General features: G+C 37.8%; 12 protein-coding genes. 2 read left to right on the top strand and 10 right to left on the bottom strand.

The window, feature by feature from the left end; genetic code table 11:
• Nucleotides 1–40 precede the first annotated feature (40 nt).
• Together J6O61_RS05445 and J6O61_RS05440 are read left to right on the top strand one after the other, a co-directional pair.
• Complete coding sequence (locus J6O61_RS05445) at nt 41–1,018, top strand: AraC family transcriptional regulator (protein ID WP_292210541.1); 978 nt, start codon at nt 41–43, stop codon at nt 1,016–1,018.
• 94 nt (nt 1,019–1,112) lie between these two features.
• Entirely contained in the window at nt 1,113–1,994 is an 882-nt protein-coding gene (locus tag J6O61_RS05440) for a YitT family protein (protein ID WP_292210540.1), read from the top strand.
• 38 nt (nt 1,995–2,032) lie between these two features.
• Here J6O61_RS05440 and J6O61_RS05435 read toward each other — a convergent pair whose 3' ends face one another.
• From J6O61_RS05435 to J6O61_RS05390, 10 genes are read right to left on the bottom strand one after another with little or no spacing between them, the layout of a single operon-like run.
• Nucleotides 2,033–3,403 (bottom strand): DUF4832 domain-containing protein, encoded by a 1,371-nt coding sequence (locus J6O61_RS05435; RefSeq protein ID WP_292210538.1) that lies wholly within the window; start codon nt 3,401–3,403, stop codon nt 2,033–2,035.
• Entirely contained in the window at nt 3,396–4,067 is a 672-nt protein-coding gene (locus J6O61_RS05430) for a DUF4956 domain-containing protein (protein WP_292210536.1), read from the bottom strand. Before J6O61_RS05430 ends, J6O61_RS05435 begins: the two co-directional genes overlap by 8 nt.
• A complete protein-coding gene (locus J6O61_RS05425) occupies nt 4,064–4,792 on the bottom strand; it encodes a polyphosphate polymerase domain-containing protein (protein ID WP_292210534.1) in 729 nt (242 codons plus the stop codon). Before J6O61_RS05425 ends, J6O61_RS05430 begins: the two co-directional genes overlap by 4 nt.
• A 23-nt stretch (nt 4,793–4,815) precedes the next feature.
• Entirely contained in the window at nt 4,816–6,609 is a 1,794-nt protein-coding gene (locus tag J6O61_RS05420; protein ID WP_292210532.1) for a CotH kinase family protein, read from the bottom strand.
• 47 nt (nt 6,610–6,656) lie between these two features.
• Nucleotides 6,657–8,102, bottom strand: a complete 1,446-nt coding sequence (gene pelG / locus J6O61_RS05415) for an exopolysaccharide Pel transporter PelG (RefSeq protein ID WP_292210529.1) — start codon at nt 8,100–8,102, stop codon at nt 6,657–6,659.
• Entirely contained in the window at nt 8,103–9,518 is a 1,416-nt protein-coding gene (pelF, locus tag J6O61_RS05410; RefSeq protein ID WP_292210527.1) for a GT4 family glycosyltransferase PelF, read from the bottom strand.
• Nucleotides 9,519–9,521: 3 nt separating this feature from the next.
• Nucleotides 9,522–11,345 carry a DUF2194 domain-containing protein gene (locus J6O61_RS05405; protein WP_292210525.1) on the bottom strand — a complete coding sequence of 608 codons (1,824 nt, stop codon included), beginning with the start codon at nt 11,343–11,345 and terminating at the stop codon, nt 9,522–9,524.
• Nucleotides 11,342–12,235 (bottom strand): hypothetical protein, encoded by an 894-nt coding sequence (locus J6O61_RS05400; protein ID WP_292210522.1) that lies wholly within the window; start codon nt 12,233–12,235, stop codon nt 11,342–11,344. Before J6O61_RS05400 ends, J6O61_RS05405 begins: the two co-directional genes overlap by 4 nt.
• Nucleotides 12,232–14,334: an NAD-dependent epimerase/dehydratase family protein gene (locus tag J6O61_RS05395; protein WP_292210519.1), complete on the bottom strand. Its 2,103-nt coding sequence runs from the start codon at nt 14,332–14,334 to the stop codon at nt 12,232–12,234. The genes J6O61_RS05400 and J6O61_RS05395 overlap by 4 nt, the downstream gene beginning before the upstream one ends.
• A gap of 37 nt (nt 14,335–14,371) precedes the next feature.
• Nucleotides 14,372–15,661 carry a glycoside hydrolase family 3 N-terminal domain-containing protein gene (locus J6O61_RS05390; protein WP_292210517.1) on the bottom strand — a complete coding sequence of 430 codons (1,290 nt, stop codon included), beginning with the start codon at nt 15,659–15,661 and terminating at the stop codon, nt 14,372–14,374.
• Between the last annotated feature and the right edge of the window lie 643 nt (nt 15,662–16,304).

Below are 16,304 nucleotides of genomic sequence, written 5' to 3'. Positions count from 1 at the left end.
CTTTGTTGCAAATAACCGTCTTTTGTTTTAAAGTGTAACTATGGATAAAAAACTGATTGAAACCCTAAGTAAGATAACAGAAGAAGAGCAGGCTATTTTAAGCGGTGAAGAGCATATCAACCGCAATTTATATTACAGCGACGAAAAGACTTCTTCCCCACATAACGAAATAGATTCCTCCAGAGTTCTGCAGGACGGAAAATTAATAGATATGCGTCCTCATGTGCGCTTTATTCATTTCCCGCTCCACACTCATAATTATGTGGAATTTATTTATATGTGTCAGGGTGAAACAACCCATATAATTGACGGTCAGCGAATTGTCCTAAAAGAAGGAGACCTCCTTTTCATGAACCAGCATGCCAGACAGGAAATCCTTCCGGCCGGCGAGAATGATATAGCAGTGAACTTCATGATATTACCTGAGTTTTTCACCACTGCTTTTTCCATGATGGAGCAAAGCAAAAGTCCTTTAAGAGATTTTTTGATAAGCTGCCTTACCAAAAAAGATATGGATGGCAACTTTCTGTATTTCAAAGTATCCGACATTCCTCAGATACAGAATATAATGGAAAACATGATTTGGAACATGCTAAGAACAGACAGCCTTGATTTTCAAAATATCAATCAGGTGACTATCGGTCTTTTGTTTTTAAATCTTCTAAAACATACTGAATCCATCGGTGTATCAAGAAGTTCCTACGATCAGGAAATAATGTTCAGGCTCTTAAGCTATATCGACACAGATTACAGGGAAGCTTCTCTGACAAAATTTTCAAAAACCGTAGGTGAAGACCCTTATGTTTTAAGCCGCATAATAAAGAAAAACACAGAGAGCACTTTCAAAGAGCTTCTTCAATCAAAAAGATTAAATAAGGCAAAGGAGCTTTTAAAAAATACCGATATTTCCATTGCGGACATTTCAGTAATGGTCGGATATGACAACACAAGTTTTTTTCACAGGCTCTTTAGGAGAAATTTTGGGTGTAGTCCAAGAGATTTCAGGTTGAACTCGTAGATTTTTATGTATATACTATCTATGGCAATGTTATGTAAACCAAATTCATAAATCTATTTTGCTACATAATAATATACGTAAAGGGATTTCTTTCATGGCAGAGAAAAAAAAGAAAATTGTTTCCACTTTAAAATGGGACTTTATCAGACTTGTTGTGGTGCTTCTTGCAGCATTTCTAATGGCTGTAAACATCCAGACTTTCATCAACGGAGGAGAGCTTATACCGGGAGGCGCCCAGGGACTTACAATTGTCATCCAGAGAGCTGCCATTAAGTATTTTAATCTTCAGATTGCCTATACTCCTATTAATATTTGTTTAAATGCAATTCCTGTTTATATCGGATTCCGCTTTATAGGCAAAAAATTCACCATGTTCTCTATGGTTATGGTTCTTGCAAACGGTATATTTGTAGATCTCATTCCAATTCATGCAGTAACTCATGATACTCTTTTGGTTGCTGTTTTCGGCGGCATATTAAATGCCGTTGCTATAACAATGTGTCTTGAAGTTGATGCTACAAGCGGCGGAACCGACTTTATCTCTATATTTTTGTCCCAGAGAAAAGGAATCGACACATTTCCCATTATCCTTGCGGGAAACGTTATTGTTCTTACTATAGCCGGTGCTATGTTTGGATGGGAAAAAGCTCTTTATTCCATGATTTTCCAGTATGTTTCAACTCAGACACTGCATGTTCTTTACAGAACATATCAGCAAAGAACACTGTTCATCATAACAGATATGCCTGATAAGGTATGTTCAATGATCTATGCAACATGTAGTCACGGTGCAACACTTATTGATGGTGAAGGCTCATATGCCCACAAAAACAAGAAAATTGTTTATTCAATTGTAAGTGCATCTGATACCAGAAAGCTCATTCCAAAAATAAAAGAAATTGATCCAAATGCCTTTATCAATTCCATAAGAACAGAGGAAATAATGGGAAATTTCTATATGAGGCCAAGGGATTAAAAAAACAGCTCACACGAAAAAATGTGAGCTGTTTTAATTTACTTACTCCATAAAAGAGATTTGGTTTCTTCCCTCTCAGCCTGCATTGTCAGATAAACCGATGGTTCATCTTCCCCCGGCTCTTCTATTCCGACATATATTTTTGTTCCACTTTCTTTTAGCATATCCCCGGAAATTTTTACGCTAAACTGCTCTTCCCGGTCCTGACAAAGCTTCTTTAAATCTATAGAGATTAAGTGTTTCTCCAAAAGATTGCCATTTTCATCTTCTATATAAATGTACGGCATCAGATCAAAATACACAGGAGCAACACCGTCATTTACCATAGTCACAGTAATTTCAGTAGTTCCAAAACCTGCATTTTTCATACTAAAAGAGCTAACTCTATATCTATAGCCCACTCTTTTCAATACTTCCTGTATGCCTTCAGTCACATCTCCTGCCCTATTGCATTCAGGAACCATAGGGCCAATAAAGCTCATATGAGATTTTTCCAATAGCTCAAGTGTTTTATCAAGATCACTTCCAAGCATTGTGCTCATAGGAATTGAACTGGTAAACTCGCCGCCAACCGGTGCTATATTCCAAATGTCTTTAGCACTTCTAAGTCCGTTTTCTTCCTTGGTCTCATTGTAGATGCCGCCCTGTTCTATCCATTCAAGCCATGTATTAGTATCTTCCTCTGCCCCGGTCATATCATTGAACACACCGAACTCTTCCGGCATTTCAGCAAAAGGCCTTCTCATCAAAAGTCTGGCATAGGGAAAAGCTTTTGCATACTGCTTAACATAAATTCTTCTTGTTTCTTCAAGGGGCATTTTGGGTATCCCCGCCGGATAATAAGTATGCCATTCTCCCCAGTGTCCAAGGCTTCCAAGTTCTACATAAGAAAGAAAATCATCATCGGAAAAATGTCTTCCTATCTCATTTAACACATTCTCATGTGCACTGATAAAATCCTCATTGTTATAATCAGGACAGTAACCACATCCATACTCTATTTCATAAAACTCACCGTCTCTTGTTTTTTCATAGAGCCAGTCCGGAATATCCATATGCTCTTCTTCCCCGGGATAATCGCATACAAACCTAAGGACAAGGTGCTTGCCTAAAGCTCTGTAGTCATACAGATGTCCCTCACTTTCTATTTTATCCCAGTCATAGACACCTTCTAAAGGCTCAAGATCCCGCCACTTGATGTTCATGTAAACAAGCGTGCTGTCACTGCATAATTGCACACTGTCACAATCAGGCGCAAAACCCACATACGGGTTGGGATATACACCTTCATCTGCCTTATATGTATAAACTTTTCCTTTTCCGAAACAAAAGAACATATAACATGCTCCAACTAAAACCATCGCTGCCAATAGTGTAATCAGCAATGGTATCAGCTTGATTTTACGCATTATATTCCCCATTATACTGAATGAGTGTTACATCTTTTACTTTGTCGATATTTCTTATCTTCTCTTCAAAGAAGAAATCATCACCTTTGACATTAACTTCAACTGCAAGCTCTGTCACATCGCCTCTCATAGTTTTTGACTTAACAAAGTATTTCTTTTTACCAAGTGCTCTTAAAATTTCATCACCGGCCTCTGTTCCCTCATAATGAATAACAGCAATGTAAATCCTGCCATTTGATGATTTTGAATAAAAAATAGCAATCATTATTATCATGATAACAGCTGCTGCCAATGTAAGTGCATACATTCCGGCACCTGCTGTAATACCTGTGGTTATTGACCAAAACAAATACAGCAGATCCAGCGGATCTTTTACGGCAGTTCTGAATCTCACGATAGAAAGGGCACCTACCATACCAAGAGAAATAACCACGTTAGTGCTGATTGCCAGTGTAACCATGCACGTTAATACACACATACCAATTAATGTAACAGCAAAACTCTTGGAAAAAATAACACCTGCATAAAACCTTCTATAAACAAGATAAATAAGAATTCCAAGTAAAAGTGCAATAAAAAGTGCTATTGCAATGCTTCCAACGTCGTAAGTTGAATACGCATCGGAATTTAAAATTGATTTTTTTATCATGTCTTTAACGCTCATATAATGTACCTCTCATCTACATAATTATCGCTTCCGTTAAGGTAAGCGGTCTTATCACAACACAAAACATATTTGGATGCCGCTGTAAACTCACTTGTAGCCGGCGGACATAAATCCCTGACAAGCTGTGGCAAAAACTCCGTATACTTAACTTCCATTATAAGTTTATCCGCAGGAAGTGCATTTAATATAGGCAGATCCTTGTCAAAAATATCAAAGCCACCTACAGCCGCTCTTACTTTTTTATCAAAGGTAACTCTTACAGTACCTTCATCAAGGATGTATGGGGTTCTGTCATAATCGACAATAACTCTGGGACGCATCACGTTGCTCACACACTCAAAATAGAACTCCTTTAAAAGATTATTGTCTTTTTGCAAAAGGAAGTCTATGTCACCTTCAAGGATTTTATACACTTCATCTCTGGTAAGGCCTGCAGCTTCTTTATAAATATATTTATCGTTTTTTATTTTTCGTTCAAGCTTAATACTGCTGTCAGAATAATTGTAAATCCTGATTCTGTACTTTTTTCTAAAATACACACCCATATCTTTTTCTTCATAGGCACTGTTAAAATAATCGTCAAAATACAGGCTTCGTATTACGTACTCACCGTTTACAGCATTGGAATCAAGCTTAAAATACGGATGAAGCCTTGGCTTTAAAGCTTCAAATTCTCCGTAGCTTATCAAATACTTCCATTCATGTCTAAAATTCTTTTTCATATAAACACCACTTTTAATACCGGTCACTCTACGACAGTATACTCGTCTATTGTACCATCTTCGTTAATATAAAAACACATCACTCCATAAATTTTCCCCGAAGCATCATCTGTGTAATAATCAAAACAATCTTGAGAATTGCCGCTTTCATCATAAGCCTCTACCCCAAGAAAATATTTTCCCGGTTCAGGCATATCCGTGCTGAACTGCGACCATATTCCCTCATAGGTATCCACAACGTTTATCCCATCGTCATTTTTGGAAAGTACAGCCTTGTAAGTAATATCTTCATTTTGAAAATCATAGGAAGTATCCCATCCCATCACGAGTTTACCATCTTCTACTGTCGGTGTTCCAACAAAGAACGGTAAAGGCTTTTCCAGAGAACTAAGATACTTTTCATAGTTTTCTTCAATCTGCTCCGGCAGTTCCAAAGCCACACTCTCATACTCATCAGGTGTAAGACGCTCATAAGTGATATCAGGTGCCTGCCAAAGATACTTATCTACCACTTCACTGTACCCCGATACCATATCTGTCAACCTGTCAACAGTCAGGACATTTTCCTTAAGATCTATGATTGCATCATCAAGCTCTTTTCTAAAGCTCTCTGACTTTAAACATCTCTTGAATAATACATTTCCCCAATAGTTGCTGACTCCGGACTCCCAGCTGCTATAGTCGGAAATGCTTAAAATTTCGTTTTCATAGGTTCTGAAAGAGCCATCCAGATCCCAACTAATAAAATACCACAGATTCTCATTCTTGGGGCTGTAAAGATAACAATTTCTACTCTGAGTATCTACGTTTCCGGTCAAAATATTAAAAGCGAGCCAATATGTAAGGTTTTCCCTGTCAAAATGCTTATCCAGCACCTCATCAATAGAAATGCTGTAATCATTTACATCCTCAAGCATATCTATAAGCTTCGTATGGTCAGTGTCACCTTTAATTTCAAGATACTGCTGAAATTTAGCAGCATCATATTCAGGATCAGTCTCAGGCATAATTACATCTTCATATCTGTAAAATTCAAAAAAATTGACTTTATACAGCTGACCATATCTATCTAGGCCATGGGCTCTTAATGCCTTCTTATTAAGCTGTTCAACCTGCGTATAAAGACCATAATCTTCAAAGCCGTCATCATATCCATCGGTAAGATCATTAACATACAGATGAACAAACTGGGTTCTTAGACTCATCAGCTGATCAACATTTTTCAGAATATCAAATCCAAGTTTATTTCTAAACCTAAGCCCATCAGTCTGATGCTTGTTAAGAGCAATAGTGGTTTGCCCTCTCCAATTCCCCTGATTTTCTTTTAGTTCAATCTTATAGTTCTTTTGAGAGTTTCTGCTGGATGTCTGTCCTCTTATCTGAACAGTCGCATTGGGAGCAGTCCTTCCATATCCCAGATTACCTGCGGGGATTCCCTCTTCATTTCCCACCTGCAAAAGAGCTTCCACCTTATACCTTGGTATTCCAAGCTCATCATAATAATATGCAGAGTGAGTATTTACCTCTTCCCAGGTGTGGTCTGTTCCTTCAGACGAATTCCCCTTCCTGACAGTAAGATACATTGTAACAACGTCCATTCCGTCCTCTTCATAAAGTGCATCAATATCCCGAATATGACTTCCGGCAGCTCCATCTTCAGAAGTCACCTTATTATCAATTACCTGAATCAGCGTATTTGTTTCTGTCTGCGCCTGATTATCCTCATCAAAATAATAATTGTACAAATTACTTCCGGCAATTGCAGCCATAGCCAGAATAAATGCCCCAAATATCCATATACCTGTTTTCTTTCTCATAAATAAATACCTTCCTTATGAAGATTTATAATACGAAGGATGCAACGCTATTTAGCATGCTTTTCCATGAATTCGTAAAGTCTGCTTCCAAATCCATATTTTCTTTCTGCAACAATAGGCTGAGAGCTCAATATATGATAAGGGAGCTTTTTTGTGTAGTCCATAAGTCTGCTTAATGTAAAAACAAGATAAACAATACTGCTTATGGCAAATGCAAAACCGTAATATTTTGATTCAAACATAAGTGAAACAGCACTAAGAACAGTTGAAAGAGTTCCAAAAACAAAAGCGCTTCTTCTGGCATCCGCATAATCAGTAAAATACATCAAAATCAGCATTAATACATTTCCTACAGCATATGCACCATATCCAACACTAAGTATTCTGAAATACCCTTCCATCAATGAATCAAATCCCAACGGAAGCCTTTCCAAAAAGACCAGACCGATTGATAAAATAAGCGCTGTTGCATAGAACTGTATTCTGGCCGTATATGCAAGTTCATGCTCCAACACAGTTATCATTTCATTTTCAGCTGCTTCAATCTCTATGATAGAACCTGTTCCGTTGAACAGATCATAATATTTCCTGTATTTGGGATAGAAATTAACTTCTACTGAAGCCACAAAATTTATAGTTGTTATAAGTATGGTAATAAAGGCAAAAAGTGCTGCAACATCATGCTGCGGCGCTCCGTAGTAAAGCCCTTTTATATTGACACCGACATCGCTCATCCACGCAATTACTATGTGTGAAAAAAGACCTAAATTAGTAAAAAAGCCTATAAACATAAGATCTCTATATTCATCAAACCACGGCAGGAAAGCAAAATGATTTTCCATTGAATTGGGAAAATATTCATACAAAAGGATCATGTCATAAACAATCATAACTCCGTATCCGGCGCTTACACTTAACATGAGAACATACAAAGATGCTCCAAAATAAGCACATCCAAAAAGTGCTGTCAGAACCGACAAAATAATTGCGTAAACATATGATAAAAGAATTCCTTTATAATCTTTTACCGCCGTAAGATAATTCATCTGTGTCCATGCAACAATAAGCTCCATAAAAAGTATAAAATTGAGAATGCATAGCATGAGGTCAATTCCGGCAAATCCAAGGAAGATTATCCAAAATATACCTCCCAATGGCAGCATAATTCCCAGAATTCCTTCCATAGACGGAATTACATCCTTTTCTTTTTCCTCATACAAAAGATCTGCCACATATCTTGTCATTACCATGGAAAATATACTGTTTAACATCATAGATCCCAAAAGGCAATAGGTTATCATGCACACCAGTAAATCCTGGTCTGACTTATTAAGTCCTGCCATTTTTCCTATGTAATTGATACTAAGAAGAAAAATCACCCCAAGAAGCATGGGGCCTGCTGTAACCATGCCTGTATAGCCATAGGCCTTCAACATGGACAGGACGCCTGTAGCTCTAAAGAGCTTTTTTAATTCAAAACCTATACCTGCCATTTACCACTTAACTCCATAATAAATCTCATTGTACAACTGATTATATCTACTCATCATCTGCGGATGACGAAAAAATTTTTCTACTCTCCTTTTCCCGTTTTGTCCCATTTCAATACGCTTTTTTCTGTCGCTGCACATCCTGTTCATAGCCTTGGCAAGGCCTTCCCTATGCATAGGAGGTGCAATATACCCCGCGGTTCCAAAAAAATCACCGCTGGCACCCTCAATAAGTTCGCGGCAGCATCCAACATCCGTAGTTACAACAGGTCTTCCTGCCGCAAATGATTCCAAAACAGACAGGGGCTGACCTTCAGAAATACTTGTAAGGATAGTAAAATCAAGCTTTTCCATATATTTCACCACATCTACCTGCCCTACAAATTTAATTCCTTTTATATCAAGATTCTCAACAAGCTGATAACACTCCTGTGCATACTCTTCATCATCAACTCCTCCAAGAATATGTAATCTCACATTATCCCGCATTCCTGTCAGTTCATGAAAAGAGTATATTAGTGTCTTTACGTCTTTTATCTGAGCAAGTCTTATAACTGCGCCTATATCAACAAATCCGTCATCTTCTTTATAGGGAATATTACAAAATCTCTCATATCTTATTCCATTTGGAATAACCTTGCACTTTGAAGGATCTGCTCCCAATTCTATCTGTATCTTATTGGCATTTTCAAAAAGACAGGTGACAAAAGTTGCCCTTTTATACACCGCATCGGAAAGCATGTAAAAAAACCTGATCCACTGTCTTTTAAATGCCGGAATAACCCACTGGGCTCTTATTATTTCCTCTTCTCTTTCTCTTGAATAAATACCATGTTCAGATAGCATTATAGGATGTCCGGTAACGTAACTGGCAAGGGACGCCAAAAGCCCTCCATACCCTGTGCAGATTGTATGATATATATCAGCCTCGGGAACTTCTCTTCCCAGCAGATATAGCACAGGTAAAAGCATTGATCTGATAGTGTGAAAGGTTTCCGCAAATGCCACATAAGGATATTTCTCTTTACAAAGTCTGGTAAGTATATTAAGAAATTCCTCACTCATAAGAAAGCTTGCAGGATTGTAGCGGCGCCTCTGATACATATCAAAAAGTATTTCCCAGTTTGGACTTTCACAGTCAATCAGCCTTTCTATGGTCTCTTTTTCATCCTCAGTAAGCTTAAACTTATCCTTTTTACCGGCTCTTACCTTTAAAGCATCATCCAAAAAAACTTCATGAACTTCTTCAACATTAGGCGGAAGTTCATATTTGTAGTGTCCCTTATCCCTGGCATGAGCACCTATTACCCACAAAATAAAAGTATGCTCAGGAAGAGCCTGGATGTAACCGTGCATCCAGGTGGCAACTCCTCCATATGTGTAAGGATAACTTCCCTCAAGAATAAGACAGATTTTCATATACTATTTCCTTGTGATAGTTACTGTGTCATTTTGCGCTTTTAGAAGATATAGTGTTTCATTGAGTTTTGTGAGTTTCCCACCGCTCACATCTACAAGCTCTCCCTCGGAGACTCTTATAAAGTAATAAGCCTCATCAATCAGCCCATCAGTTTCGATTGTAAGCTGCGAATCAGAAACATAAGCATCCGGCATAACATTGACATAACGCTGTACAGCTCCAGCCATTCCAGAACCTGTCAGGTGTCTTATATCAGGTGCAGAATCATCAATCCATGTCATGTACTCATCAAGATTTTTACTAAGCTGCTCCCATCCGATAGCCGCTCCTCTATCTTCATCCAAAAGATCATCCGGATGCATGAAATGCGATGCAACAAAGTGAAAATTCAGCTCGGAAAAAGCCGCAAGCTTCATGTAATCATCAATAATACAGCTCGATACTATTCTGGGTGTCTCTACAATTCCGTCCCCGGATACTTCAAATTCCTGAGAATAGGCATCAGGACCTTCAAAATAAATACTGGCAATTGTTTTTATATTAGGAAATTCCTCGCCAATAAGGTCTCTTCCCTCTTTTGACAAAACATCCGAAGGAGGTACATAAACTGAAAGTTCGGTATTTGAGAAAATACCGGTAGAAAACTTTGTTAGCTCATCCAGAGAGTTATACATGGCTTCATAGCTTTCCCAAACCTTATATCCCAGATCTTCCTGGTAAACATAGTCAGGTCCGCACAAGGGCTGATGATTATATCCGTGGTAGCCTATTTCACCTCCCTTATTAAGAAGCATATTCCCATAATAGTAATAATCCGCAGTACTTTTATTAGTGGGGAGATCTTCACCTGTATCATCTTCATATGTCTCGATTATCAGACCTGTAAACGGAATGTTATGTTTGTCTCCCAATGAAAGAACCTTGGGCCACCAGACAGCCGAGTAAAACTGAGCAATGCCCATTCCATAGTCTCTTTTTATATATTTACCGTCCCCTGAAGGAGTCGGTGACGGAAAGTCATCCAGATAAAAAACCGAAGCATTAATTACAGGATATACAAAAATATCTTCCAAAAGCGTGTAAGCACTTGAATATATACCTCTGTAAGCCTTTGAAACATAGCTGAAATTACATACAACAAACTTTCCGGTTCCGTATATCTGACTCCACACTAAAGGTGCATTATCTGAAGTATGTGCAAATACGGTTGCAGATGAAGCAAGCTGAACTGCAAGTGAAGACTCATAGGGATCATCTATTTTGTATGTCTTGCCGGCTCCAAGCATATAGTTTTCGTCTGATACAAAATCATCTACAGTAATAAAACTATCGTCCATTTCCATAATGCCCAGCTTGGAACATATAAGATCAAAGCTTTCTGATCTTACAGGTGTTATACCGATTAAAAGTCTTCCTCCATTTTTAACCCAATTTGTTAAACTAAGAATATTTTCGCCAAAAACATCATAGTCATTTGTAGCAATAATTGCTGTTTCATATTTTTGGAGGTATTGGTCAAAGTTCTGACTGTCTGTAGAATATTTAGAAATATCAAATAAATCATATGCTACTCTCATGTCGGTAAGTATCTGCTCATACTCAGGAGTCACAAGTGCGCTTGTATCATTGTCATCATCTGATATCAAAAGACATTTCTTATTATCAGAAAGCTCTTTCATATGGACAACATTATCAGCCGGAAGCAGTGTTACATTATCCCCGCTCCCTTTGTATAGAATTCCCACTCTTTCAATAAACAGAAGCAGAAAAACAGCTAAAAAACCGATGGAAACATTTCCCAATACATAAAAGCGTTTCTTTTTCATGCATCCATCTCCTCTTTTTCCCACATTTCCACTATCTCTCTGATTTCTCTTGAATAATACCTTCCACTCTCGGATGTAGTCTTTATCATCTCTTTTATTTTGCTGCCGGCACCGGTCTCATAATAATATCTGAAACGAAGAAGCCAGTTTCTTTCATCCGTTGGCCAGTTTTCTTCCATGGTAGAAAGTGCTACATCTGCCCTTATATAAAGTTTGGAATCCAAAAGACTCTTTACAAGGCTTGCGTAGTCATCAATATTAGGATTAAGAGTCAGCTTGGTTATCAAAAGCTGATGGTAGGTATTTTTATGTATCTCAAGAAGCTGTCCCTGCACCATTCCACTTGATATGTACTGGGAAAGGAAAGAAGTATACTCATCAAGAAGCCCTTTTCTTCCCGGATTGCTTGCATATTCACTGCTGTACTCCTGAAGCTTTAATTCATATTCTTTTGACAACTCCACCATAGCAGTTGTTGCATAATGAACAACCTCCACATCATCATTCATTCTGGCCTGATTGATGACAGGAATATATTTTTTTACATCTGTCATCAAAACATCCATCATGACTGACCGCCTAACGGTTGGATCATTCATGATAAGTGCGTCCTCAAGGGGAACAATATTTTCGGACTCCGCCTCCTGTCTGGGCAAAAGAGACTGATCAAGCAAATTACTACGCATAAGCTCCAATTCGCTATTTTTATTGCCATCTTTCCCCAGTCTTATCATCAAAGTTATAATGACAGCACAAAGAGCCCCCCATAACGGAATGCATATTACTATAATCATCATAAGACTATCCACTTTAAGCACGCCCATTTTCATAAGAATAAAGACTAACAGGCAAACAGCTAAGTGAATAAGCAGAAAAACATGTACTATCATCCTACATTCTCCACTATATCGCACCTAAGTCCCATATTGGTAAACCTCTTAAGTACTATGGATTCACTGCTCTCATCCACCTGAGATGCCAGAAGATATATATTGCCATCGCTTCCAAGACCGATAATATCGTTATTACGAATTTTGGTCTGAAGCATCTCATCAAGTTCAGACAAAGATCTGTTATCGCGCATTATCCTGAACAATCTAAAGTCAGTCAGCTTATTTTCCGCCATTTCTTTTTGAATCTCATATTGCTGAAGGAAATATTCTGTTTTGGCAATCTGGGTGCCGCTTACATAGGTTTTGTCTGCAACAGCCTTTTGATATTCCCACGCTTTGATGATAAAGTTTTCCATAAGTCCGCTGAGGATTCTTATAAGGTTTGTATAGTATGTGCTTATCTGAATATATTCAACGTGATATATCATGATCAAAACATTTAAAACACCATCTGATTTGATGCCTGCCACATAGGTAGGAAAACCTTCTTTGACATCTTTATTAAACCAGATTTCTCCATCCGATACCGTTTCTATCACCTGTCTGTAATCATCCAGATTTATGGATTTTTTCAGAGAATTACTAATCTGCTCCGATGCCACGTTAAGTCTTGCAAATCTTGCGCCCTTATCATTTATCGTATAAATAGCAATTGATTTGTTATTGAGAACTTCTTCCATTACAGGAATAGACTCTGCAAATATTTCCTCCGGAACTGTGGTACTGAGCTTCTTTACGACATCAAATATTCTTCCAAAGCCGTCTCTGCTGCCAATAAGATCCTGTTTGTATTGATTTTTGTATTCCATTGCTTCTTCATAGAGCCTGCTTACAAAATTCTTCTCTTCCTTAAGAATCTTATTTTCATCGTTAATAAATGCAAGATTTTCATCCTTACTCTGTTTAATGTACCCACAAACAGCTGCCGCAACCATCAAAAGAATAAATGGAATCCAGTTACTTGGATCATAAAACAAAAGTATCCCATTGGTCCCCTGCCTGTAATACGCCGCAACAAGTGAAACTATCTCGATAAATGCAGTAATTCCGCCAATTCCCGTTCCATAAACAGATGACATGAGTACAACAAAAAGAAGTCTTGCGTCAATCATCCTGAACTGAACACTGCCATTGGAATAGTAGTTGAATACCTCAACCAAAAATGCTCCTAATATGAGTTCAACTACCATCATTACTTTTCCGTTTATCCTAAGTTTTTCTCTTAAAAAATCTGATATTTTTCTTTTAACATGGAAAACAGACTGATATTCCTCTACATATCTGTCAATTTCAGAAACCGCATCCTTTTTGGCAAACCATCCATAGTTTTCTCTTGCAATATCCTGTCCGTATTCCGGTCGCCCTTTTATAGTAGATCCGGCAAATGATACCTTGGAATTCTTATATATCTTTTTTATTATCTCAAAGGCCTCTTTATAGGTTGTCCTGGCTCCGCTCCTTAAGTATATTGTCTCGTAAAAATCATCTGCATCATTTTCATTCCAGGAGTCAAACATTCTGCTTAAAAACGCCGCAAGATCTTCAATACATAAAAAATCCGCTATTTCATCAGCCGAAGCCTTTATTTCCACAGCATCTCCCTTTTCAAAAGCAGCAAAAACACGACACCAGAAATCTTCTTTATAGTGTCCGCTTATCAAATGAGGAGAATATATAATTTTAACTGAAATTTGATAATGTTCTGCATAATACCTGCAGATTGATTCCACAGAACGATATATGATAGAGTCACTGTTTTCCACATCAAGCAGCGCCTCATCTGAAGTTATATAAACAAACTGTCTGACATTAGCTTTTCTGCAAAGAGAAAGAACATTTCGAAGCTGCTCAATTTCTCCCACATCAAAACTATCTTTATTTAAGAAATGTGACAAAAACACTACCCGCTCAAAACCATAAGTAAGAAAGAGCGTCTTAAATTCTTCCCCGATTATAGATTTACCAAACCACCTGACAGTACCATCTTTCTTACTCTCAAGATCATTGCCACATAGTATTATATTGTCTTTTCCAAAAGCAAGTTCAAGGGATTCCTTTGAAAAATAACCATTACTGCCTACTACAAGCGTATCCATTACGGTTTTTCTCCTAATAATACCTTTTCCCAATCTACTATTCGCCTTTTGTTATCTCCTCAACCCTGTCTACATATTTTACTCTGCAAATTCTGTAAAGAGATTCATCTATCCTGTCTTCAGATATTTCGCCGCTGTTTACAGCCTCTAAAAGACCGTTATAAGCAGTTTCAAAGTCTTCAGGTAAATAAATCATATCTGCTCCGGCCTCTATAGCTTCTATGGCAGCCTGATCAGATGTATAGTACTCTGTAATAGCCCCATCATCAAGAGCACCTGTTATTACAATTCCATCAAATCCAAGAACTCCTCTAAGCTCATCTTCTATCATTACCGACGATAAAGAAGCAGGAGTGTTATCCCCAATTACATTTGGAAATGACGAATTGGAAAGCATGATTGCTGTAACGTTTCCATCATCAATTACAGTCTTAAACAGAGAATATTCGCCGGTTGCAAGTGTTTCTGCCGTATCATCAAGCTGTTCCATACCACTTGATGTATCCCCTTGTTTTGGAAACGGATACGCACATGCAAGGACTCCTTCACCCTGAAGCGCTCCTGTAAATGAAGATGCAATCTCTTTTGCCGCATCTATATCAGCTCCGAATATTCCGTTTTCTGAAATATCCATATTGGGTGTTAGATCAAAATTAAAACCATATTTATATAACGTACCGGCAACAGTCACACCATTTTCCGATGCCGACTCAGAATCCGTAAAATCTTTTATCCCATCAAGCCCTATAGAAGAACTGATTGATCCCTTGCCCCATTCAGAAACAACAGTAAAAACAGGATACTTACTCATGGACGAAGTGGTTGAAAGCATCTCTGTTATCTGATCTTCAGACTTGATATTCTTGGCAGAATAAACTATTCCGCCAACCGCATATTTTGAAAGCGCATCCTGAGTACCACTCCCGGCCTTCACGGCTGTTTCCACACCTGTAAGCTGTTCCGGTGTAATGATAAAAAGTGCTGCCACTTTATCTTCTATAGGCATTTCATTAATAACCCCGGACACAACTTCATCCAGAATATCTTCTTCAGTCATTTCTTCAGGTTCTTCAACTGTTTCCGGTGTTTCGATAACTATTTCCTGCGAACTTTCAAGAGTTGCCGCCTCTGACTCCACGTCCGATGTCTCAACAGACTTTCCTGCACCAAATAAGCTCTTTAAAAAGAAAATTCCAAAAACCACTGCCACTACAATTACTATTATCGCAACTGCCAGTGAGATATATGCTATGAGCTGGCTCTTTTTCCTTCTGTTTCTTCGAGCCAATCTCTTCTCATCAAAATCCTGTTCATCTAATCTACTCATATATTCCCCGTATGATACAAAACTATTTCTATGCCCTATTTTATCATAATTTGCACTCCCAATGAATAATTAATACCTACAGAGTCCTACTATTCACAAAAAATTCAGAAAAAAAGCATAAAAATCAAGGGCAGAAGCTTCATCTTATTACCTGCTTCTGCCCTCATACCGAGTACTCATCATCTAAATTAAAATTTTCTGCGTCCAATGGACCTTTCCTCCAATTCCCAGCTCATCTTTCCATTTACTTTTGCATTCATATGCTGTGGTTGCAAAATTTAAATATGCCCTGACCACCAATCATGTACTTGAATTGCTGTCACTTTTACTTCTTTGAACTTCGAACTTAAAACTTTTTTTAAAAAACTAAACTTAGTATGCTGGTGGACCGTACCATCCTTTCTCTGAATATTTTAACTAACTATCCCTTTGGACCGTACCTGCCTTTCTTTCTCCCCATCACGATCTGACTACATATTGATTGGAGAAGTATTTATTTATGTTTCATTTCATGCTTTTATTATATTTATACCCACGTAATTTGTCAATACATTTTCCAAATACCTTTTATTTATTTTGAATTTTCATTTATAATTGTAAATTATTCTGCATATTATTGTAATTGTATATTCTTTTCACACAA

Origin of the sequence: Butyrivibrio sp. (genome assembly GCF_017635265.1) — a bacterium.
In the GTDB taxonomy this organism is placed as follows: domain Bacteria; phylum Bacillota; class Clostridia; order Lachnospirales; family Lachnospiraceae; genus Butyrivibrio.
The sequence above is the reverse complement of the archived record's forward strand: the minus strand, read 5'-3'. Positions and strand labels throughout refer to the sequence as shown.

Coding starts and splice junctions, on each gene's coding strand:
- J6O61_RS05445 (WP_292210541.1), top strand. CDS start 41: ATGGATAAAAAACTGATTGAAACCCTAAGTAAGATAACAGAAGAAGAG.
- J6O61_RS05440 (WP_292210540.1), top strand. CDS start 1,113: ATGGCAGAGAAAAAAAAGAAAATTGTTTCCACTTTAAAATGGGACTTT.
- J6O61_RS05435 (WP_292210538.1), bottom strand. CDS start 3,403: ATGCGTAAAATCAAGCTGATACCATTGCTGATTACACTATTGGCAGCG.
- J6O61_RS05430 (WP_292210536.1), bottom strand. CDS start 4,067: ATGAGCGTTAAAGACATGATAAAAAAATCAATTTTAAATTCCGATGCG.
- J6O61_RS05425 (WP_292210534.1), bottom strand. CDS start 4,792: ATGAAAAAGAATTTTAGACATGAATGGAAGTATTTGATAAGCTACGGA.
- J6O61_RS05420 (WP_292210532.1), bottom strand. CDS start 6,609: ATGAGAAAGAAAACAGGTATATGGATATTTGGGGCATTTATTCTGGCT.
- pelG (WP_292210529.1), bottom strand. CDS start 8,102: ATGGCAGGTATAGGTTTTGAATTAAAAAAGCTCTTTAGAGCTACAGGC.
- pelF (WP_292210527.1), bottom strand. CDS start 9,518: ATGAAAATCTGTCTTATTCTTGAGGGAAGTTATCCTTACACATATGGA.
- J6O61_RS05405 (WP_292210525.1), bottom strand. CDS start 11,345: ATGAAAAAGAAACGCTTTTATGTATTGGGAAATGTTTCCATCGGTTTT.
- J6O61_RS05400 (WP_292210522.1), bottom strand. CDS start 12,235: ATGATAGTACATGTTTTTCTGCTTATTCACTTAGCTGTTTGCCTGTTA.
- J6O61_RS05395 (WP_292210519.1), bottom strand. CDS start 14,334: ATGGATACGCTTGTAGTAGGCAGTAATGGTTATTTTTCAAAGGAATCC.
- J6O61_RS05390 (WP_292210517.1), bottom strand. CDS start 15,661: ATGAGTAGATTAGATGAACAGGATTTTGATGAGAAGAGATTGGCTCGA.